We start from the raw sequence: 22,255 nt of genomic DNA, 5'->3' as shown, positions 1-22,255 counted from the left end.
GTAAGGCGTCAATGGCATACTAGTGGTAATGCAAATATAACAATTATTTTATTTGGGTGATTAAAAGAGTTAAACATGGCACTAATTGTACAAAAATATGGCGGTACTTCCGTTGCGAATCCAGAGCGGATTCGTAATGTAGCAAGGCGCGTGGCACGTTACAAAGCGATGGGGCACCAAGTAGTCGTCGTGGTGTCTGCAATGTCTGGTGAGACCAACCGTTTGATTGGCTTGGCAAAAGAAATCATGCCAGACCCTGACCCACGTGAGTTAGATGTGATGGTTTCTACGGGTGAGCAAGTGACGATTGGTATGACAGCACTTGCACTGATGGAGCTAGGCATTAAAGCGAAAAGCTACACTGGTACGCAAGTTAGAATTTTGACCGACAACGCATTTAACAAAGCGCGTATCCTCAATATTGATGAGCATAATCTGAAGCGTGATTTGGCAGATGGCTATGTCTGTGTGGTGGCTGGTTTCCAAGGTGTGGATGCCAATGGCAACATCACGACACTTGGCCGTGGTGGTTCAGATACCACCGGTGTGGCTTTGGCAGCAGCATTGGGTGCTGATGAATGTCAAATTTATACGGATGTGGATGGTGTCTATACGACTGACCCACGTGTAGTGCCAGAAGCACGCCGTTTAGAAAAAATTACCTTTGAAGAGATGTTAGAGCTTGCTTCACAGGGCAGTAAAGTATTGCAAATTCGCTCTGTAGAGTTTGCCGGTAAATATAAAGTTAAGTTGCGTGTGCTTTCCAGCTTTGATGAAGATGGCGATGGCACACTGATTACATTTGAAGAAGATAGTAAGGATGACAGCATGGAAGAACCCATTATCTCAGGCATCGCATTTAATCGTGACGAAGCCAAAATTACAGTATTAGGCGTGCCAGATAAGCCTGGTATTGCGTATCAAATTCTTGGCCCAGTGGCCGATGCCAATATCGATGTAGATATGATCATCCAAAACGTGGGCGCTGATGGCACTACAGACTTTACCTTTACCGTACATAAAAACGAGATGAACAAGGCTTTGTCTATCTTGCGTGACAAAGTGCAAGGGCATATCCAAGCACGTGAAATCAATGGCGATGATAAGATTGCTAAAGTATCCGTGGTGGGTGTGGGTATGCGCTCGCATGTGGGCATTGCTAGCCAAATGTTCCGCACTTTGGCAGAAGAAGGCATCAACATTCAAATGATTTCCACCAGTGAGATTAAAATTGCAGTGGTGATTGATGAAAAGTACATGGAACTAGCGGTACGTGTATTGCACAAAGCGTTTGAATTAGAGGCCGCGTAACAAAAGATTAAATTGATTTTTGAGGATGATTCAAGTAGTATCACGCCCTCAAATTGCAAAAGCAATTAGCGTAGTAAACGGAGAGCTGGCCGAGTGGTCGAAGGCACTTCCCTGCTAAGGAAGCATACGGGCTTAAATCTGTATCGAGGGTTCGAATCCCTCGCTCTCCGCCAAGTCATATAAATGTTTTAATTCAGTAGTTTAGCAATATAGTAGTATCGAGAACTGGTAGCAAAAAAGGTAGCAACATGCTGACTTTACCAGTTTATCTCCGTGGGAATACCTACTATTTCCATACTAGAGTTTTTGGCATACAAGTCAAAAAATCACTTCACACAAATGACAAACAAACGGCTATTATTAAGGCTCTAGCACTAATGCGAGTCTGTAAAATGGCAACTGATTCTTCTGGTTTCAACAAGTATAAAATCAATCTAAAAGAAGGTATTTTAGAATCTGATGGTGCAGAAGATCATGCAAATATGATGATAGCTTTGCAATCATTATTAACTAAAGTTGAAAATGAAGGCATTGCTCATGCTGCTAAATCAACTCCAGCTCCTGCACCAGTTCAACAATCTGGTTTAAAAATTCTTGAAGTTTTAGATCAAATGTTTTTGTTAAATGATAAACAAAGACCAGCCACAGTATTAGCTTATAAAAATGCTATCAATGAATTTGCCAAGTTTCTAAAGAATCCCAGTATCAATAGTGTGCTTGAGAGTGATATTGCAAGGTTTCAAGTGCATTTAAAAACCAATGGCAATAGCACTAGGACTGTTGATAATAAAGTATCTGTTGTGAGAGCTTTATACAACTTTGCAATCAGATTGCACTATTGCTCTATACCCAATCCAGCTTCTAATAAAAATATTGTCAGTAAAACTGAGTATGAAAAGAATGGTTTTGCTATTTTTGAATTACCTGAGATGAAGCTAATCTTTAATAGTGATTACATGAAAACTCAAAAGGTTAAAGATCCTGATTATTACTGGTGTGTAGTGTTAGCTGTTATCACTGGTTGCAGAATTTCAGAAATTACCAGTTTAACTAAAGACCAGTTTCAATATGACCATTTAGATAATTTCTTTATCAAAATTAGAGATAGTAAAACCAAAGCTGGCACTAGAGAGATACCAATTCCTAAAGAAATTTTTGAGAATAAATTTGGTGCTAAAGTGAATATTAAAGGCAAAGTCTTTAAATATGAGAATAGACTTGGCAAAGGTTCTGGCAATGCTGTTAGTCAAAAATTTAAAAGACACATGAAAATTGTTGGTATTGATAGAAAAAAGTTAGTATTCCACTCCATCAGAAAATTTGTGAATGATACTTTTTTTAATCTTAATGTTGGATTAGAGCCAAGATGTTATTTTATGGGGCATGAAATTGATAATGTGAATGTTGAGCTATATAGAAACACTGTCACAGTTGCAAAACTTAAAGATGAGATTTCTATTGCTCAAATGACTATTGCTAGAGATTTGAGTATTCCTTTTTATCAAGATTAGTATTTTTTAGTTGAATATGCTTTTTTCATTTGTTCAGCAAATTTCTCATTAGCTGAGTTCAAATTTTGATACATGATTCTAATCTGCATTTGAAGTCTGATAGATTTAGCTCTTAATTCAGAAACTTTTTTAGGATCTTTCTCACTTCCTATTTGCATATTCACTTGATGCAAATCAGCTTCTAAAAATCCTATTTGTGAAAGAATACTTCCTGCAGCAACATTGTTTGTTGAAGTTCCACCACTGCTTGGTTGCTTGCTATTAGCTTTATCTCTAATCTGTTTAATATTATCTTTGAATTGATTTGGTGCAATACCTTCATCTTGTGTCAGATTTTTGGTTGGTAGTTCAGGCATTTTTGTATCAATATTTTTAATATCTTGTTTTAGTGATTGCACTACATTAGTAGGTTGTTTAGCTTTTCTAGGTCTTCTAAATGAAGTTCTGGGTGTTAGGTATAACTTAGTATTGAATGCAGTTCTATCATTTATAAAGTCCTGTAATTTGCTTTTAGCTTCTTTATATTCAATAGCATTTAATTGAGTAGGTATTTTTGATTCATAGTGTTGTTTAATCAAATCAGTATAGTTTGCACCTGCTTCAAACATAGGTCCTTTTAATCTTCTTGCTTTTAACTCATTAGGCATTTTGATTGAAAGATAATCTTTGCCAACTCTAGTAATTTCAATTTTATGTTGTTTCAAAAATTTAATGAGTTGATTTCTATCTCCAATTTTCCCATTTAATATATTTGTGTGTAATTTTTCACTAATATAATTTTTAATCACTTTTGAAGTTTTAGCTTCTTTGTTATCCACTTTTAAATCAAATGCTGACAATGCAACTTTTAGTGGATCTGCTATGACTTGATCCCAGCCATAATTTTGATTAACTACCTTTGTAAAGGTATTAAAAAACTCTTGGTTTCTTTTGCCGGGAGGTGAAATATTTAATCTTTTACCTGTTTTTAATTCTTCAGCCACAACTAAAAAATGCATTTCAAAATTGCCTTTGTCATAATGACCAACCCATAAATCATTAAAATTATCTTGTTTCAGGCCAGGCATAAATGATTTTCTAAATGCATTAATAATTTCTTTTTGTTGTGCTTCTGTTGGTTTTTCATTTGTTCTAAATGATAAAACTCCACTTGTGTATCTGAATTTCCTATCAATATTGTTAATTAAAAATATTGTTGTATCAGGATCTCCACTAATCACCTCTGGTTTAACTGAGCGAGTTTTTCCAGTATGGTCTTTATCACCTAATAAATAATTAACTGGTGATTGACCATTTGAAGTGCCAGAATTAAAAAGTCTAGTAATCATTATTTTTTCAATAATGCTTTTTTAATATCAGCTAAATCTGATTTAATTTGTGCAATATCTGATTGCAATAGCAATGCAATTAGCTCATTTGGATCAACACCTCTAACTATACTTTTTAAAATATGTTGATTAATGGTTTTGGCAATTTGATTGATATTTGAGCCAACTCTACCTAGATCACTACTTAATTTTTTTCTTTCAAGTGTTCTTGTTTTCTTAGTTCCTTGAAGTGGTGGGCCTTCAAGTGCAACTTCACGAATATATGATGCAATTGAATTGTAGTTATTTTTTATAGTTAAATTTTCTAAAATTTCATACTCAGTGGGTGAAGCTTGGATCTCAATTCTTTGATTTCTTATTAATCTATTTACTTCAAATCCAGTTCTGCCAGTTCTTACTTTTTCAATACTCTCCATAACACCACTCCTTTATTCTTATTATTTTTTTAGGAGGTTAAGATTTATCAAGGGGATTGGGGGAACCCCAAAATATTCAAGATACTATCAATCAATTTTCGTAGAAAATTTATTTATACGTATTCTTGGTTACGCTTGCTTAAATTCTTTATCTCTACTATTTATCTTAGTGATTTTTTTTTGAATGTCGAATCGAAGTGATAAAAAAGTATGAATTAGTGTGAGATTTATTAGATATTTTTTGATTTCTGGATATATAAAAACAAAACCAAAAACCTAGAAAGAGAGAGGAAAAGCATAGTTGCAAGCAACACTATATAAACTAAAAGAAGGTGTGAAAAGTGTTGAAGTGTTACTCCCCCATTTTTATTGTGTTGAGTAACGGGGGGAGTCGTAAAACTTAAAAAAATTAACTAATTTTAGATTTTAGATATTTTTTCTTGAATACCATTTTTCCTAGGTATTTGCTTATCAAGTTTTAAAGCAAGTAAATTCATGGTACTTATTTCCAAACTCTCAAAAGCATCATCAGGCTTCATTTTTAATAAATTATCTATGTTACTCATGATTTCTTCAGGATACATGTAAGTGCTATCCATTCCATTTAAGCAACTTTTTTGATATTCAGAATCAAGCATATTTTTTAAATCTGATAAATATTTGTTTTTGTCATTTTCGTCAATAAATATACTAAATTTTTCCTTGGGAATAATTGGCATTCTTTTTTGCAACTCTTTAAAAATCATAAAATGCTTAGGCATATCGTGAATTTGAGTGTAGTAATTATTTTCATATTTTATTGATTTACCCACTAATCTATGTAAATCAAAAAAAGTCCAAAGATTCATTTTTGAATAAGCTATAAATTTAAGTTTGTCTGATTCTGATTTATCAATATCCAATTTATCTATATCCATCAGTTCTTCAAAATAATCAGTCATTATTGTTAATGGATTTTTCATAAATCACCTCAAATATAGATTTAATCTAATAGAAAAATCTCAAATATCAAGTTTGAAATTTGACATTCAATTCAAATTTATTAGATTTAAAGATATAGAAGAGGAGATTTATTGTGAAAGATACATTATTAAAGTGGTTTGATTTTTTAGCTGAAGGATTTTGGAAAGAGCTTGTTTATCCAATATTAATGTGGGTTCTGATTATTACTCTGGCTAGTTTTTTATTAGTTGGTTTAGTCTTACTTGCAGCAATGTTAGGTATAGCTGATTACAATACTTCAATGACAGCATTATTAAATTTTGCTACAAAACCTTGGTGGTAGTTTGACAATTCTTAAATTTTTACTATTGTAGATATATAGCAATCCTCAAAAGCTCTAACTTCTTCAAATTGCTTAGCATGAATCACTACTCGTAGTGATTTTTTGCTTTCTGGCATTCACTCAACATATATAGATTAGTTTTTATTGTCAATTTTCTCAATAATATCAATTATTTAGATTAGTTAAATTTTTGACATTTCATAAAAAAGTTGTAATTTATATAGTGAAGAAGAATAAAAATAAGGAGCTTCGTATGAAAAAATTTCTCAAATATTTAATCAGTATCTCAATGTTAGTTTTACCAGCATTAGCATTTGCTCAGTTTGACCCACCTGCTGAAGATATAAGTATAAAAATTTTAGACCAATTGTTTGGTGGATTATTTAATGGTGGTAATGATCAATTTGGTGCAGCTATAGGTATTTTTAATGGTGCTATTTTGATAATAGGTGGTTTGTTAGCAAGTTATACAATTTTAGCTGGCACATTAGGCACAGCTCATGATGGTGAAATGTTAGGAAAAAAGTTTTCTTCAGTTTGGATACCAATTAGATATTCAGTAGGCACTGCTTTAATCCTTCCAGTTCTTCCTGGTGGTTATTGCTTAATGATGAAGTTAGTAGCTATGTGTATAACTATGGGTGTTGGTTTAGCAAGCACTATCTGGACTGGTTATCTAACCACACCAACTGTAAATGCAAATATTACTTTTCCAACTACAGGTAAGGACGAACTCACAAAAGTAGCAGAAAATATGTTTGCAGCTTCTGTATGTGTTGCTGCTCATAAAAGATTTATTGAAGAAATGCCTGAAGAGACAAGAACAACTTTAAACCTAGGGAAATATCAATTTAAGAGAATTGAAACTACAAACGGTAATTCATATTATGGATATGGTTCAAATTCAACTTCAAGATCTGCATGTGGTTATGCTAATAATCCTGATAAATTTGAAACTGATAGAGGTGATGTTCCAAATCATAGTAATGCAATTTACAACACGAATCCAGCTTCAACTAATCCTGGTTATCTTGGACCACTAGATAATATATTCAAATCTGTAGATTTATCTCCAATGAATGTTGCTTCTAAAAATGCAACCAAAAAAATGATTGAATCAATGGAAGCATTAGCTAATGAAGCTGTTGCTGACAATAGTGTTAGAGATAATGCTTCAAAATATTATGCAAAAATTGAGTTGGCTGCAGATACTTACATGACTGATATGCAAACTGCTGCTAAAACTATTCCTCAATCAAAAGAAGCTAATAATAAAGATTATGGTTGGATTTTAGCTGGTGCTTATTTCAATAATATTGTGCATAACAATAATAAGCTTCATGAAGGTTTGTCTTCATATCCAGTTGCAAGAGGTGAAGTTAATCCACCTTTTACCAATCAAACATTTGCAGATGCAAGTTCATATTTAATAGCAAATGATATTCTTAATGCTGCTGAAGAAAAAGGTTTGACTGGAACAACTCCCGGAACTCAAAGTGAAAATGTAGGTAGTAATGACTCAGGATTTGGTATCAGTGCTGCTATTGGTAATAAGCTTGCAGATATTGTTTCTGGTGTTAGTTTATTTGATTTAAAAAATGATTCTCGTCACCCAGTAATTATTGTAAATGAAATGGGAAATAGAATTTTAGGTGTTTGGACAAGTGCAATGGTTGCCACAACTGCCATTTCAGTTGCTGCTTCAGCAGCAAAAGAAGCTTCTCAAGGTGAGATTGCCACAATAGCTACTTTAGGTATGTCAAAAGCAACTGGTGCTGCTTCAGCAGGAACATTAGGTGCTTTAAGTGTCATTATGCAATTTTTAATGATACCAATTTCAGCACTTATGGTTGTTGGTTTCACATGTGCATACTTAATTCCTATGATTCCATTTATTATTTGGTTAGGTTGCATAGGTGGGTGGTTAATTCAATGTGTAATAGCTTTATTAGCTGCGCCACTATGGGCTGTAATGCATTTACACCCAAATGGTGACGATTTAACTGGTCGTGGTGGTAATGGATACACAATGTTATTAGGTTTGTTATTAAGACCTGCATTATTGATTTTTGGATTTATTGCTTCAATTGCAATGTCTGCTGTAATTGGTGAATTTATCAATAAAATCTACTTCCAAGTTTTTGCATTCTCTGGCCAGAATGTAAATGGATTTATGGCATTTATTTCATTGATTGCTGGAACAGTTATTTATGCAGTTATCATGTTTGCATTTGTGAATCAGACACATGCAATTATGCACATTATTCCAGATGAGTTATTAAGATGGATTGGTGGTGGAGGTGAGGCAGTTGGTAGTTATGCAAAAGAACTTACTGGAGGTTCAGAAAAAGGGGCAGGTAGTGCAGCTGCTTCTGCTGGTGTAGGTGGATTTGTTGGTGCAGGTATAGGTAGAAAAGCTAGTGAAGCAACTGGAAAAATAAAAGAAACTGCACACAATTATACAAAAATGGAAAATGAAAAGAGTTTAGAAAATGATAGATTGAAATTAAATAATAATTTTGGTGATGGTGCTGCTGAGAAGAAAGCTAATGCACTTGGTTTTTCTCAACCCAAAACAAATGCTGATTATGAAAAATCAACTCAGTATGACTCTTTATTGAATACTATAAAAGATTCTGGCATTTCTGGTGGTGTTGAACAATTTCAAAATCAAATGATTGTTTCAAGTGGTCAAGGTCATGCAAATCATAATTACTCTCCTAAAACAGCAATGAGTAATATTGCTAGTAGTATTATGGAATCAGCAAATCCTATAATTGATACACCAGCTCCAGCTCCTGGTACTGAAAATTTTGTTGGTCCAACTAAGCCTGAGGTAAAAAGCATACCAACTGGTATTGGACCTGTAGCTTGATTAAAGCGATAATTAAAAGCACCATTGTTGGTGCTTTTAATTATTTAAAAATCACTTAATCCCCATTTTCTCTCTAATTCTTGGTGCATAAAATGTTTCCCAATCATTTTGATTAAAATTATTATCATATTCCGTTTGATTGTTTATAACTTTTTCTTTAATTTTATCAGCCTCTTCAATTACTTCTTCTTTTGTTAGACCATTTTGCAATCCCAATTTGATTGCAATCTCTTTATATGCTCTTTGATTTAATACCCATGATCCTAGAATTGTCTGTTGCTCATGATAAGTTTCTAAAAATTCTTGATTTTTCTCTGCTATTTCTCGCATAGGTTTAGTTAATAAACTTTTGTAGTATTCAATTTCCTTTTCTTGTTCACTAATTTTATGATTTAAATAATGTAAATTATTAGTGGCTTGAAATTGATCCCTTTGCTGTTGTTCAGCTCTAGCTTCATTTTCTTTACGATTTTTTTCTTTTTCTCTTTGAAGTTTATCAGCTTCAGTAGAACTCTGATTTCTCCAATAATTGGCATTGTTAAATTGATCACCACTCATAATTACTGCTCCTATATCTTCAACTTTTATCTTAATAAATATTTGTAAGAATGCAAGTGAAGTGCTTTTAAATACAAAAAAACACCATTGCTGGTGTTAGTTTGTATAAGAAGAGTTATGAATCTTGGGAATCACATAACTCAGCTATTAATATATTTGATATTAGTTAAATGTCAACTGGTTCAATGGTTTATTAATCAATCATTTGAACTTTTAGAATTTGCACCAAAATAATAGCCTACTGCTGTTGCTACTAATGTAACTAGCGGTCCAAAAACAACTTGCAATATCTGTATCAAGTTATTTAAAGATTTATCTGCATCTGTTTGGGGTAGATTTGATAAAAAACATAAACAATAAATTACTATTATAGCTAATAAGATAATTAGTAATATAGCAATCCAGCCTCTAAAACTTTCTTGATGCTGTTGATGATTATATGTTTTAGTAACTGGTGCTACTGGTTCAGGAGTTCTTGAGAAAGCAACTGAGTTAGCTGAATCCTCTAAATCTAACTCCTCAATAGCTTCAACTGGTTCGTTTTCAGTTTCTACTGACATTGGTGTACCACACTATTATAGTTAGCGAAAAATTACTCTTTTAAGAGATTTGTCTTCCTCTTCAATAAGAATCTTACCACCACTTGATTCAGTATCAATAAAGAACTTTTGATTAGCAATAGCTTGCCTTAGGATATCTGCTTTAGATACTCCTCTTGTTTTTGCCATTGCTTCAAGTTGATTTAAAATATCTTTAGAAAGATTAAATGATGTTTTAACTATTTCTGACATGGTAATATCTCCTTTACTTTATACCTAATTTTACCTTACTTTATCAGTATGTCAACTATCATTACAGATTACTAATCTATATATTGTAGACAGATCTACCCCTTAAGATCTTAAGTTCTTCGACTTTGCCTCACCGTGCTATCACACGGTTTCGGAAAAGTCTTACCCTAAGGAACCAGATTTTTTTAAAATTTGGTTCACCCTGACTTTTTTCCAAAATACTATTGTGATTACTACCACATAGCATCGGGTGAGAATAATTTAAGTTTTCTCTACTTCGCAGTTCGTATTCTTAAAAATACAGTTGGGGGGTCTGCTGATTGTCTTCCCTTGTGTCTATCCAACTTCCCATTCTAAACACTTTCACCTATTATTAAATTGGTGTTGTAAGTCGTTCTAGTAGTGTTGGCATACTCATGTGCAGTTGCTTTTGTTTAACGAGTCGTCTGCTTTCCAAACTATTACTAGCTTACTGAATATAGTACGAACCGTGATTTAGACGAATAATACTATTTCCCTACAATCTTTAATTTAGTAAATAATTTATCAAAGTCAATAGGCACAAAAAAACCACATTGCTGTGGTTAGTTGTAATAATTAGGAATTACGAGAGTTATACTTGTAGAGAAATAGTCTTAAGCTTTTCCTAATTACATTCGTCTAAATCATAATTACTATAAAACAATTTAAGATTTTGTCAACTACATATTGTGGTTTATTGTAAAAATATTACAATATATAGTGTATTATTAAGCATTAATCAATATGCTGCGGTTTAAATCTTAATTTTTACTATATATTGTGTTTTAAACTCACGAACTCATAATAAAGATTAACTGACCTTTTTAATTGGCTTTTCACACTTGTTGTAAAGTTTATAAATTCATGGTGACAAGATAAATCATATAGTATTTTGTGATTAGGCATATCAAGACTTATCGGGATTAAAAGATTTACTCTTTTGATTCTGCACAAAACATCACTTGCTGATCTAGGATTCAGTTGTTTATTTTCAATTAACCAACTTTTAAATTGTTCATCCATTTTCTAACCTGTTATGAATTTTGTTTAATGTATTTCATAATTGCTTTACCTACATATTTAGCCAACTCAACAGGCACAGCATTACCAATCATCTGTTCCATGTCAGTTTTTGAACCCGTCCAAACAAATGTACTTGGGAATGTTTGAACTCTTGCTCTTTCAGCAGTGGTTAATGGTCTGATATTATCTAAACCTACTGGGTCACCTTTATGTTGAGTATAGTTTGGTGGTACAGGTCGATTCACACCTCTGATTGTTGGTGCTGGCTCATCTATAGAAAAAACACCTCTACGACTATAATTTCTTGGGTGTCTATAATAGTGTTCTAGATTTAGCTCGTCACCAAAATAGCTTCTTAATGTCATAGGATTTTTACTTAATCCAGAAGTTAGAATTTCATTTAAAAAATCATCTTCTGCATTAAGTTTACCAATACAAAAAAATCTCTTTCTTTTTTGTGGCACTCCACAAAAACTGGAATCTAATACTTTTTCAGTTAATCCATATCCAGCATTTTTAAAAATTTCCCTTGCTTTGGAATATGTGACACTATTTTTTGCTCTATCTACATTTTCCATAACAAACCATTCTGGTTTTACAGTTTGAATGATATTTGCATATGAATATGTTAAATCAGCTCTGCCACCTTCATTTCTCTTACCTGCATGAGAAAAGTCTTGGCATGGTGGACCACCAATAATTATCTCTGGATTAAATCTATTAATTTCTAAGGATGCTAACTCACTATTGGAAAGGTCAAATTGCTGAACTGGGTGCTTGAAGTTGTTTTTATAAACCTGAACTGCTTTGTCCCAGTAATCATAAGACGATAGTATTTTAAAACCAGCTTTTTTAAAGCCTAGTGATAATCCACCAACACCACAAAACAAATCAACAGTTTTCATTTAATACTTTTTGAATTAAGTTGACGTCAATATATTGACGTCTAAGATTCTTGTCAACATATTTGTATCTTATTTTTTAGAGTAATCTGTTTCTAAAACTTCAAATAAATGAGCAGCAGTAAAGTAAATAGTTGCATCAAATCTTCTTTCTGGGCTCAATAGCTTTTCACCTCCACCTATAATTAACTTAGCAAGTGTTTCCTTCTTTATTACTGGTTTAAGTAATCTTGGGTGCTTCATGTAAGTATTGGTTACTCCACCATTAAGAGAACACTCTTTATCGGTTTGATTACCTAAACTCATTCCTCTAAATATTCTATCAATATGAGTTTTGTCTTTTGTAAACAAATCATATAAACACCTTAATAGCCTGGCACTTGCTCTTAAATATCTAGAAACTTTTTCTGGTTTAGTAGATTTTTTTGGAATTGGCACTCCAGTTTTTGCAGATTTAACTTTCAATTTTTCAAGTTTCTTTGCTTCTGCAATCAATTCATTTTTTGCTTGGTCAATGATTAACCTACATAAAGCCATGTCACTCCATATAAAAATATCAAAGGCATTGTCATCTAGCTCTGGACTTTTACCTAAGGTCTTCCAAATGGGTTGCATTAAAAATGGTTGTTGATATGAACAGTATTTAGATTGAAAGATGTCTAAAGTATCAATTATCAAATCTTTATGATTGATAATTTCTGCTTTATTTTCCCAATCACTAATTTGTTCAGCAGATTCAAGAATTTTTCTTATTTCAACTGATTTTGATTTTAATGAGTGATAGATTCCCAGTGCTGCATATGATGTTGAATCTGGTCTTATTACTAATTCAGCACCCCACAATGCTTGGTTAGCTTTCTTTTCAGTAGCATTGTCAGGCAAGACTGTTAGCTTTACTTCTAATGGTCTTAAATAATCTTTATCCTTTTTGACAACTAAATCAATATGATCCAATTTATCAAAATCATATGGTTTGTATGGCTCATAGACAGTTTCAAAATGAAAATCTAACTCTTCTGTAGGAGCTTTTGAATTAAATACATCATCAAAAGTTAACTTCTCATCACTAACTTTAGTTTTTAAATCTGGGTTTAGACTTATATATACTGGCTTTAATCCTTGGTCTCTCATCCAACAAGCTAGAGCAGCAGGAAAGGTGCTATTAAACTGATTTTTACCCCAAAGATGTATACCTGTTCTATTAGACTTTTTTATCCCGTAAAGTCCAGGTAACACTACTACTGTCTCTTCAGTCATTGTTTTTATCTATATTAATTATCAATTGTTTAATTTTAGCGACCTTGTATATTCGTAACAAGTTAATTGATTGATTATTCAGTTGAAGATTATTAATTTTGAGTTATAATTCGACCCGCATTAGAGTGGTAGCAAAAATGGTATCGAATTTTTGGTAGCACTTTTTAACTAAAATTATACTTAGTTCTTGATATAGCTTGTGATTGAAGCATTTCATGGTGGTAGCAGTGATAATCCCTCGCTCTCCGCCATCATCCCCTTAATTGGGGATTTTTTTCGCCCTGATTCTGCGCGCATGATCTTGTAATCGTCCATGATCTTGTAATCGTCCATGATCTTGTAATCGTCCATGATCTTGTAATCGTCCATGATCTTGTAATCGTCCATGATCTTGTAATCGTCATGGTACAACCAGATTGTTTGAGCTGGCTATTTCAGCCAATAGGTAATGCAGCTTTTGCCTGAGTGTAAATAGTCACGATGGAAGGCGGCTATTAATAAACGTTTTTCTGTCTATTGAATAATATGACCCAGATTGTTTTGAATATGATGTGTAAGTCAAAGCGCATGCTCCAATGACGCAGATATTCAAGATCATAATCAATGCGCGACTGCATTTTATTTAAGGTTTCGGTTTCTCCGCGCAGACCATTGACTTGCGCCCAGCCGGTAATGCCAGGTTTTACTTTGTGGCGAATCATGTAGCCTTTGATCAGCTTGCGGTACATTTCATTGTGCGCAACCGCATGCGGTCTTGGGCCAACCACGCTCATTCTGCCTTGTAGTACATTAATCAGTTGTGGCAGTTCATCTAGCGATGTTTTGCGCAAAAACGCACCAAATGGTGTAGTACGGGCATCATCTTTTTGCGCTTGAGAGATTGCATTGCCATCTTCACACACCGACATTGAGCGAAATTTATAGATGATAATTTCTTTGCCATCAAGACCATAGCGCCTTTGTTTGAAAATCACTGGGCCTGGGGAGCTGAGTTTAATCCCAATAGCAATCAGTAGTAGCAATGGCAACGCCGGTATCAAAATGATGATTGAAAATATCAGGTCGGCTAAGCGTTTTGTAATTCCGGAAAATCCCATAAAAGGACTCTCGCATACTGCCACTACAGGAATGCCATCTACTTCACTGACACGGCTTTGCACTAAGTCTGTTAAGAATATATCCGGTACGAAGTAAATAGAGGCGGTGGTGTCTTTAAGGTCATCCAGCAAGTTGAGTACTCTGGGTTGGCTGGCCATGGGTAATGATAGATAAATGATATTGATGTCATGGTCTTTTGCGTAGCCGCCCAACTCGCTTAATTTTCCCAAGATGGCATATTGAGACTGGCTAGGAATTCTATCCACACTGCGGTCTTCAAAAAATCCTTTGAGTTCGATAGCTTCATATTCGGATTGCATTAAGCGGTCAGCGAGTGCAAGGCCTTGCTCATTCATACCGGCAATAATGGCGCGCTTTGCAGGCCCTTGCAGTTTAATTAATGCGGGAGCAAACGTACGTAACCCGAAGTTGGCCATGAGTTGCAGTACGGGGGTTAAAAATATACACAACACAATCGCTTCATAGGGAAACAAATTGATAGAGTGGGTCATCTGACCAAAACCTAAGAACAGGAGTGCAAATAAGCTCCAACTGACTAATGTGTTTTTGACAATTTGCCAAGTAGTGCGCTGTATTTTGGAGTGCCCTGGGTACGACACGGAAAACACAATAATCGACAAAATGAGATAGGAGGGGGGTAATGTGCCCTCTAAATAAATAGCGATAGCCCAAAGTGTGAAAACTGTCACAAGAGGGTCAAGAAAAGCTTCTACTATATGAATAGTATTTTCGCGTGCAATGGTGATGGTGGTTGTTTTATGCACGGGTGGATTGGTGTTGTGAGCATTCATTGACGATAAAAGGGTGAAAGTAGGGTTGGTAGTTGGCGATAAAAAGTCATTTTGCATGAAAGTAACGTGCGCTAAATGAATTTTTTAATAAATATGCATGAACGTCATAAATAGCAATAACTGTACCAGTAAGATATTGGCAGACCGCCGATCAAGCTGTCATAGGGCAAATGCAAGGCAGACTGAATTCTGCTCTGCACGATTTTTGCTTATATATGCGTTTGTGGTAAATCAAGACGCAAATCAACGCTGAAATTCGTTATTCATAAAGGTTGTAAAGTTGAGAAGACATTGTATTGTTCACATGCTGAATATAAGCGTATTGCTATTTTCGCTCGATGCACTTGCGGATGAATTAGATACGTTTAATATCGTTGCAGGTGTGAACCAGCAGTATGACGACAATGTATTCAGAGTGTCGTCTGATCGTGATATGAGAACAGTGGCTGGCCGTAAAGAGCGCTGGGACAACATTACCACCGGTTTTGCCGGCGTACGTTTTGATAAGCAGTATTCATTACAACGTTTTAAAGCAGACTACACGAGAACGGCTTACCGCTACCAGAATTATGACTTCCTTGATTTTGATGCGAACGAATACAAGCTTGCATGGCTGTGGGCGCTTACCCCTTACCTGACCGGTAACTTGTCATCTGATAGAACGGAATCGCTCAATAACTTTCAGGATTATCGCGACTATCGAGCCACCAATATCCGTACAACAAGATCACATCGTTTTGATATTGATTGGACACCTCATGGCAACTGGCATTTACTGGCAGGGATTTCTTATTTTGATTTGAGAAACAGTCAGGTATTTAATGAGCAATCGGATTACTCACAAGACTCTGTAAACGCCGGATTGAAGTACGTCTTCCCTTCGGGCAGTGCGATGGGCGTGATGTTGCTTGGCAAAAAAGGTGAAAATAATAATCTTATCTCTAATTTTTTTGATGCTAATTTTGATGAGCGTGAAACCAATGCGACTTTAGATTGGGTGCTGACAGGTAAGTCAAGAATTAGTAGCAAGCTAGGGTATCTTGATCGCGAATATGAGAATCTTTCAAATCGCGACTACTCTGGTGTGTTCGGCAATATCAGTTATATTTGGTTGCCTACCGCTAAGCTGCAGATAGTTACGACGGCATCGCGTGAGCTTGCCAGTTTTCAAACATTTACCAGCAGTTACACCGTGATGGATACTTTTGCAGTGTCACCATCGTGGCTAATCTCAGATAAATTATCATTACAAATGAGTGCAAGTCTTTCTGATAGACGGTTTGAAGGTAATAGTGTGCTGGGCTTGCCAGATATCAACCGCAAAGACCGTGGTAAAGCGTTGTCGTTATCATTCAGTTGGAAACCTTGGCGCAGTGTGACCTTGGGTGGTAGCTTGCAACACAGTGCGCGTGAGTCTACTGAGTCTTCGTTGGATTTTAGTGACAACAGTGCAAGCCTCTCGGCACAGCTTTTCTTTTAGACCATAGTTTCTGTGTTTTTGGTACATTGATGCGTCATTTTGTATGTTCTATTGGCTTGTTGATGGCTGTGATGCAGTGTGTTTTCGCTGCAGGCAATAGCTTACTAGTAACGCCTTCACGCAGTCACTTAACACCCGATGAAGTGGCTGTGGTCGTTAATGATGCGGATGCATTGAGTGTGAAGGTGGGTGAGTATTATCGCGTTGCACGAGGCATTCCTGCAAAAAATATATTACATGTGACGCTGCCGACAGCGGGTAAGGCTAAGTTGGGTTTGGCCGACTTTACGCGATTGAAGTGGGAGATTGAAACCCAACTTAACGCATCTATTCAGGCCTTGGTATTGGTATGGAAAACGCCCTATGCCGTAGATTGTAATTCGATTACGTCGGCGCTGAGTTTTGGCTATGACCCTGAGCAATGCAAAAATACATGTGCTGCGGGCAAGCTGAACCCTTATTTCAATACTGCCTCACGTAAGCCGTTCACAGATGTTGGTATTCGCTTAACGATGCTGCTACCTACCGAAACCTTTGCGCAAGCGAAATCGCTAATCGACCGAGGGGTGGTCAGTGATATGGGCGTGTTCCGTTCAACGGCGTACTATCTGAATACTTCAGATAAAGCGCGTAGTATTCGAGCGCAGTATTTCCCACCCAATGGCGCCAGTATTCCCGGCAGCGGATTGGGTATCATGACCATGCAATCAGATAAGTTGCTGGGTGCACAGGATGTGATGATTTATCAGACTGGTTTGCCTTGGGTTGAGGGCTTGGAAACTTTAAAGTTCTTACCTGGCGCATTGGCCGATCACCTGACGTCATTTGGCGGGGATTTGAACGGGAAACATCAGGCCACTGCTTTGCATTGGCTGAACGCAGGGGCGACGGCAAGTTATGGTACCGTTTCTGAGCCTTGTAACCATTGGCAAAAATTTCCACATCCCATGGTGATGCTCAAGTGGTATAGCATGGGGAACTCTGCCATTGAAGCCTACTGGAAAAGCGTGGCTTGGCCGATGCAAGGCCTGTTTGTAGGTGAGCCCTTAGCGGCGCCATTTGGCCGCTAGCCTCATATCCATCAATATCCGTAAAGCCAAACACACCTACTTAATGTTGGTGGTTGCGCATGGCTGATAAGAACCAAGCTATGGTTTATATCAGCCAGTTTTAACCATCTATTCATACGTGCCTGCTGTCGCTAGGCTGCATTGTTTATGACCACTTCTCACGTTTGATGGCGTCCATCTGCCGCAATAGATAAGTATTGTCTGAACATTCCGCGCTAACTACTTATTTTGATAGCAATGTTAAGTCGTTGATGTACGCGTGAATAGATGCCGCTCAATGACGTGTAGAGGACGCTTGTTAGAAAGGCCCAACAAGCCTGAGTGTGTGGGCCCGTTTGGTATAGAAGTTGCTGAAAAACCCTGTTCAGATAATGTGGTTTGTCCAAGGGTTGTTAATGTTTTCTTTATTGCCGGTACCTCGTAACATTTTCTTGCTGTGTGCGCTTGCTGCAGCGCTGGCTACTCAGGTCATGGCAGAGGAAAAACAACCCAATCAAAATAATCCGCAAGTCAATAAAGCCGACCCTAAACCAAGCACCACAGAATCCAAGCCTAGCAATGTAAAACCGACAGGTGTAAATGAAAAAACCATAGTGCTGGATAAAGTGGAGGTGAAGGCAAAGAAGAGCCGCATCGTCACACCGTTACCAGGGTTGATTATTGATCGCGGACTGTCCACTACCAACATCCAGAGCGCTTCAGGTAAAGAGATTGCAGAGTCCAGGGCGCTAAATGTCACGGAGTTTATGAACTCGCAATTACAGTCTGTCACGGTGAATGATTACAACGGTAATCCATTTCAACAAGATTTAAATTTCCGTGGGTTCACCGCATCCCCTTCCATTGGTACGCCACAAGGCATCTCTGTGTATTTGGATGGTGTGCGTGTGAATGAGGCGTTTGGCGAGGTGGTGAATTGGGACATGATTCCTATGAACGCCATTGCCAGTCTAGATTTGATACCCGGTTCCAACCCTATGTTTGGACTCAATACTTTAGGTGGTGCATTGGCACTGCGTACCAAAAATGGCTTTACCGATGCACACCTAAGAGCGCAGTTGCTGGGCGGTGCATGGGGGCGTGAGCAAATGCAGTTTTCTAATGGTTTTAATGTGGGAAATTTTGGCTTTTTTACCGCTTATAACCACTTTGAAGAGGATGGTTGGCGTGATAACTCGCCTAGTAATGTGCGTCAACTCTATAATGCGGCAACGATTCGCTTGCCGCTGGGCGAGATTAATTTTAGTGTGTTGAATGCGAACTCCAGCTTAACAGGTAATGGTATGCTGCCTTTTGAAATGGCAGATGTGGATCGTAGTTCGGTGTTTACCTCACCTGATGGTGTGAAAAACGAGTTGGCACATTACAACTTGAATGGCCGTTTGGATGTTAGTGATCACATGAGCATTTCTGCTCTAGCCTATCGCCGTAATCTGCATCAACAAGCAGTTGGTGCCGATATCTATGATTCATACCGCGCATTGCAGTCTCAGTGGGGTGGGCCCGATGCTGATGGAGATGGTGTGGATGATGTCGGTACATTGAATGGCTTGTTCAATTTATCTGAATCTAAACAGACTTTAAAGGGCAGCGCATTACAATTTACTTGGGAAACTGAAGAGCATCAGATTGCAGCTGGGGCTAATTTAGATGAGACACGCATCAAGTTTATGCAGTCACAAGCGCTCGGAGTGGTGGATGCTGATCATAATGTCACTTTAACAACAGATCCTTACTTTCAATCCGTCCGTCGGGTGGAAACAAGTTTCCCGGGTATTGTGCGTAATAATCTAACGGGTAGCAGTCGCAGCAAAAGTATCTTTTTTAGTGATACCTGGTCGCCTGTTGATAATTGGCATATCACCTATGGCGCCCGTTACAATTGGACCAACGTCAAAAATCGCCTGCTTTCTGATCGTGGGAATGATCTTTATAATTTTAACCTTGAGCCATTATTGCTCAATGGCAATCGCAATCCAAGAAGTAATACTCGCTGTACCTTCGCGGGCAGTAGTGATCCTTTTGCTCGGTTTATCTGCTCAACAGGTGACTACGACTATCGTAGTTTTAATCCGTCTATAGGTGTTGCTTGGGAGCCCCAAGAGGATTTGACCGTGTATGGCAATGTCAGTCGTGGTGCTCGAACTCCTACGGTGATTGAATTAGGTTGTGCCAAAGACGATAAAGGGACCGAGGGAAACAGCACAAATTTTCAGTATGGTTGCAATATTCCAACAGCGTTATCGGCTGACCCGTATCTGAAACAAGTACGTTCAACCAGCTATGAAACTGGTATGCGTGGTGGACAAGATGCCTTTAGCTGGAACGTAGGCTTGTTTAGAACCGAACTCAAAAACGATATATTGTTTATACCGCTGGGGCGAAAAAATCGCGGGGTATTTGATAACTTTGGGCAGACCTTGCGACAAGGCGTAGAAATGGGAATGAAGGGAGAGTTTGGTAACAGTAAACTCGCGCTCAACTACACATTTATGCGCGCGACTTTTGAATCGCCTTCGCAGCTTATCAATAACGCAAATAGTACAAATACATCTGCTGTTACAGGTCAGGCTTATGTCAATGTTAAGCCGGGCGACCAGTTGCCGGGCATGCCTAATCATATTGTGCAAGCTAACTGGAACTATCGATTCACTGACCGCTTTGATGCGACGCTGGGCATGGTGATGCATTCTTTTTCTTATGTAAGAGGTAATGAGAATAATAAACATCGACCACGTGCAGCTTTAAATGTCGATGTAGCATCCCCAGGGAATCCGCTGGATGGTTCGCCTGATCGTGACGTTTATGATTATATAGGTGACGGGAAAATCTCGGGTTATGCCACATTCAACCTTAAAGCGAATTATAAATTCGACCATGGTGTTACCTTATTTGTCAAAGTGGACAACTTATTTAATAAAAATTATGCCACTGCTGGCGATCTCGGGTTGAATCCGTTTTCAGCGCAAGGCACATTCCAATATGGCGGCGGTGCTGGGCCGAGAGAAGATTCGGCATGGAATAACACTACCTTTATCGGTCCGGGTGCGCCAAGAGCGGCGTGGCTCGGTTTGGAATTTGATTTAGATTGGAAAAAAATCAAACAATCTCAAACAGGAAAATCACAATAGCTGTGCTGTATTAGATGTTGCTGTGTGAGTGTGGTTGCTATTAGCCAGAGTGGCTGTTAATAGCCAAGGGTTGGGTGCTTAACTTCGGTAGATATGATGCATAGCTTATTTCAATACATTTCAATTTTTATTTTGCATTAGTCCAATCGGGCTATTGGTTGCGACTATAACTAAATATCTCTGATATTTTTAATTTGTATGTGTATGTTTTTAATATGTTTATTTATTTTTCGATTTGATTGGCCTAGCAGCGAAAGTATGAAATACATCGAATAACACTTTTAAATAAATTCATGGTACGTTTTTTGCAGAAATAGCAAAGTGACAGTTTTGTCGTCATTCCAGCAGTTGAGTTAAGCATGTGTTTTCCAAGTGAAATTGGATTGCTTTTGTTAAATGCTTGCTTAGCTAAGATGTTGAACTTTGTGTTTTAAGTACCAAGTGGTTTGTTTATAAGTAGTTTTGAAATAGGAGAACGTTATGAAATTAAAATCAATTGCATTAGCAGTAGCGTTGATTACGTCGGCGGCCTCAGCCTCGGCGGGTAACTTTGTAAGCTTAACGGATGGTGTAGGTGGTGTTTTAACTACAGGTAATGGCGGTATCTTAAATGGTGCGAATAGTCCTGCTGATCGGTTTTATATTGAGACTGTGAGTGCTACGTATTTGGCTGGATATGATCCGATCGTAAGAGATATTGATACTTTTGAGTATATTAGTGGGAATGCTGCTGGCGAAGTGGTCGCAACCGCGATTAATTATCGTACTTATACCGGTACCAATACTACAGGTACCGGTACACTGACTTTACTCGATTGGCGTGTAACAACAGGTGTCGATTTGGCGCCGGGTTCTGCGCAGGCGGATATCTTTGATTTTGTATATCGTGACAGTGCTGATAATAGCTTGGTATTTGCTACTCGCTATCTGAATGTTGTAAATAACAACGAAGAGGCTAATTACTTGTATCGTTACAATGCATCTACTGGTGGTGTATCGCCTTCTGTAGCTTGGACGTTTGCAACGGATTACGATTTGCGCATGTATCAAGCGGCACAAACCTCTGATTACACTTATAACGGTACAGTTGCGCTGGATGAAACAGCTGTCCGCCAAAAAGGTGATTTCAGTGTGAGTGAGGGTAACCCTTGGAGTGGTTTGTTTTTTGTGAAAACAAATGCTACTAACTATGCGTTAGGTGATAAAGCGATTGGCTTTTTTCAGGCTGGTGAGGAAGGTCAGTCTGTAGTGGGTGGTTATATCGGTGGTTATGTTGCTGTCACTGCAGTGCCAGAGCCAGAAAGCTACGCCATGATGTTGGCGGGCTTAGGTGTCATGGGCGCGGTAGCACGTCGTCGTCGCAAGGTTTAATTAAAAATGGAAATA

At 37.2% G+C, this 22,255-nt stretch carries 18 protein-coding genes and 1 tRNA gene; 9 read left to right on the top strand and 10 right to left on the bottom strand.

Annotation, left to right across the window (positions count from 1 at the left end; all coding sequences use genetic code 11):
* Positions 1–75 precede the first annotated feature (75 nt).
* The 3 genes from FG11_RS09245 to FG11_RS09235 all read left to right on the top strand — a co-directional run bounded on the left by FG11_RS09245 (position 76) and on the right by FG11_RS09235 (position 2,822).
* Positions 76–1,311: an aspartate kinase gene (locus FG11_RS09245; RefSeq protein WP_020182795.1), complete on the top strand. Its 1,236-nt coding sequence runs from the start codon at positions 76–78 to the stop codon at positions 1,309–1,311.
* A gap of 79 nt (positions 1,312–1,390) precedes the next feature.
* Positions 1,391–1,484: transfer RNA gene (locus FG11_RS09240), tRNA-Ser, on the top strand.
* A 75-nt stretch (positions 1,485–1,559) separates the two neighbouring features.
* Positions 1,560–2,822, top strand: a complete 1,263-nt coding sequence (locus FG11_RS09235) for a site-specific integrase (protein ID WP_081978205.1) — start codon at positions 1,560–1,562, stop codon at positions 2,820–2,822.
* Here FG11_RS09235 and FG11_RS09230 read toward each other — a convergent pair.
* From FG11_RS09230 to FG11_RS09220, 3 genes are all read right to left on the bottom strand, one after another.
* Positions 2,819–4,150 (bottom strand): relaxase/mobilization nuclease domain-containing protein, encoded by a 1,332-nt coding sequence (locus tag FG11_RS09230; protein WP_052185009.1) that lies wholly within the window; start codon positions 4,148–4,150, stop codon positions 2,819–2,821. The two genes, FG11_RS09235 and FG11_RS09230, sit on opposite strands and share 4 nt — an antisense overlap.
* The gene (locus tag FG11_RS09225; protein ID WP_047534540.1) at positions 4,150–4,566 is read right to left on the bottom strand and encodes a plasmid mobilization protein; all 417 of its coding nucleotides are present in this window, start codon (positions 4,564–4,566) and stop codon (positions 4,150–4,152) included. Before FG11_RS09225 ends, FG11_RS09230 begins: the two co-directional genes overlap by 1 nt.
* A 419-nt stretch (positions 4,567–4,985) precedes the next feature.
* A complete protein-coding gene (locus FG11_RS09220) occupies positions 4,986–5,528 on the bottom strand; it encodes a hypothetical protein (RefSeq protein WP_047534537.1) in 543 nt (180 codons plus the stop codon).
* Positions 5,529–5,641: 113 nt separating this feature from the next.
* Here FG11_RS09220 and FG11_RS09215 point away from each other — a divergent pair, with 113 nt between their 5' ends.
* Complete coding sequence (locus FG11_RS09215; protein ID WP_047534535.1) at positions 5,642–5,851, top strand: hypothetical protein; 210 nt, start codon at positions 5,642–5,644, stop codon at positions 5,849–5,851.
* 253 nt (positions 5,852–6,104) lie between these two features.
* Positions 6,105–8,726, top strand: coding sequence for a DotA/TraY family protein (locus FG11_RS09210; RefSeq protein WP_047534530.1), 2,622 nt, complete (start codon positions 6,105–6,107; stop codon positions 8,724–8,726).
* Positions 8,727–8,777: 51 nt separating this feature from the next.
* Here the strand turns inward: FG11_RS09210 and FG11_RS13305 are convergent, their stop codons facing one another.
* From FG11_RS13305 to FG11_RS09175, 7 genes are all read right to left on the bottom strand, one after another.
* Entirely contained in the window at positions 8,778–9,284 is a 507-nt protein-coding gene (locus FG11_RS13305; RefSeq protein WP_052185008.1) for a hypothetical protein, read from the bottom strand.
* A gap of 197 nt (positions 9,285–9,481) precedes the next feature.
* Positions 9,482–9,844 (bottom strand): hypothetical protein, encoded by a 363-nt coding sequence (locus tag FG11_RS09200; protein ID WP_047534528.1) that lies wholly within the window; start codon positions 9,842–9,844, stop codon positions 9,482–9,484.
* Between the two features lie 21 nt (positions 9,845–9,865).
* On the bottom strand, positions 9,866–10,075 hold the full coding sequence (locus tag FG11_RS09195; RefSeq protein WP_047534526.1) for a CopG family transcriptional regulator: 210 nt from the start codon (positions 10,073–10,075) through the stop codon (positions 9,866–9,868).
* Positions 10,076–11,130: 1,055 nt separating this feature from the next.
* Complete coding sequence (locus FG11_RS09190) at positions 11,131–12,024, bottom strand: DNA cytosine methyltransferase (protein WP_047534523.1); 894 nt, start codon at positions 12,022–12,024, stop codon at positions 11,131–11,133.
* Between the two features lie 69 nt (positions 12,025–12,093).
* Positions 12,094–13,278: a HindVP family restriction endonuclease gene (locus FG11_RS09185; RefSeq protein ID WP_047534520.1), complete on the bottom strand. Its 1,185-nt coding sequence runs from the start codon at positions 13,276–13,278 to the stop codon at positions 12,094–12,096.
* 213 nt (positions 13,279–13,491) lie between these two features.
* On the bottom strand, positions 13,492–13,689 hold the full coding sequence (locus tag FG11_RS09180) for a hypothetical protein (RefSeq protein WP_047534517.1): 198 nt from the start codon (positions 13,687–13,689) through the stop codon (positions 13,492–13,494).
* Between the two features lie 83 nt (positions 13,690–13,772).
* The gene (locus tag FG11_RS09175; RefSeq protein ID WP_235276372.1) at positions 13,773–15,245 is read right to left on the bottom strand and encodes an undecaprenyl-phosphate glucose phosphotransferase; all 1,473 of its coding nucleotides are present in this window, start codon (positions 15,243–15,245) and stop codon (positions 13,773–13,775) included.
* A 247-nt stretch (positions 15,246–15,492) separates the two neighbouring features.
* Between FG11_RS09175 and epsL the strand changes: the two genes are divergently transcribed.
* The 4 genes from epsL (at position 15,493) to FG11_RS09155 (ending at position 22,240) form a co-directional block, all read left to right on the top strand.
* Positions 15,493–16,668 (top strand): XrtB/PEP-CTERM-associated polysaccharide biosynthesis outer membrane protein EpsL, encoded by a 1,176-nt coding sequence (gene epsL / locus FG11_RS09170; RefSeq protein ID WP_047534515.1) that lies wholly within the window; start codon positions 15,493–15,495, stop codon positions 16,666–16,668.
* Between the two features lie 29 nt (positions 16,669–16,697).
* Complete coding sequence (locus tag FG11_RS09165; protein WP_047534512.1) at positions 16,698–17,738, top strand: TIGR03790 family protein; 1,041 nt, start codon at positions 16,698–16,700, stop codon at positions 17,736–17,738.
* 395 nt (positions 17,739–18,133) lie between these two features.
* On the top strand, positions 18,134–20,869 hold the full coding sequence (locus FG11_RS09160; protein WP_235276371.1) for a TonB-dependent receptor: 2,736 nt from the start codon (positions 18,134–18,136) through the stop codon (positions 20,867–20,869).
* A gap of 480 nt (positions 20,870–21,349) precedes the next feature.
* Positions 21,350–22,240, top strand: a complete 891-nt coding sequence (locus FG11_RS09155; RefSeq protein WP_047534507.1) for a PEP-CTERM sorting domain-containing protein — start codon at positions 21,350–21,352, stop codon at positions 22,238–22,240.
* Positions 22,241–22,255 lie beyond the last annotated feature (15 nt).

The organism is Methylotenera sp. N17 (assembly GCF_000799155.1).
In the GTDB taxonomy this organism is placed as follows: domain Bacteria; phylum Pseudomonadota; class Gammaproteobacteria; order Burkholderiales; family Methylophilaceae; genus Methylophilus.
This window is presented reverse-complemented; position numbering and strand designations above follow the sequence as displayed.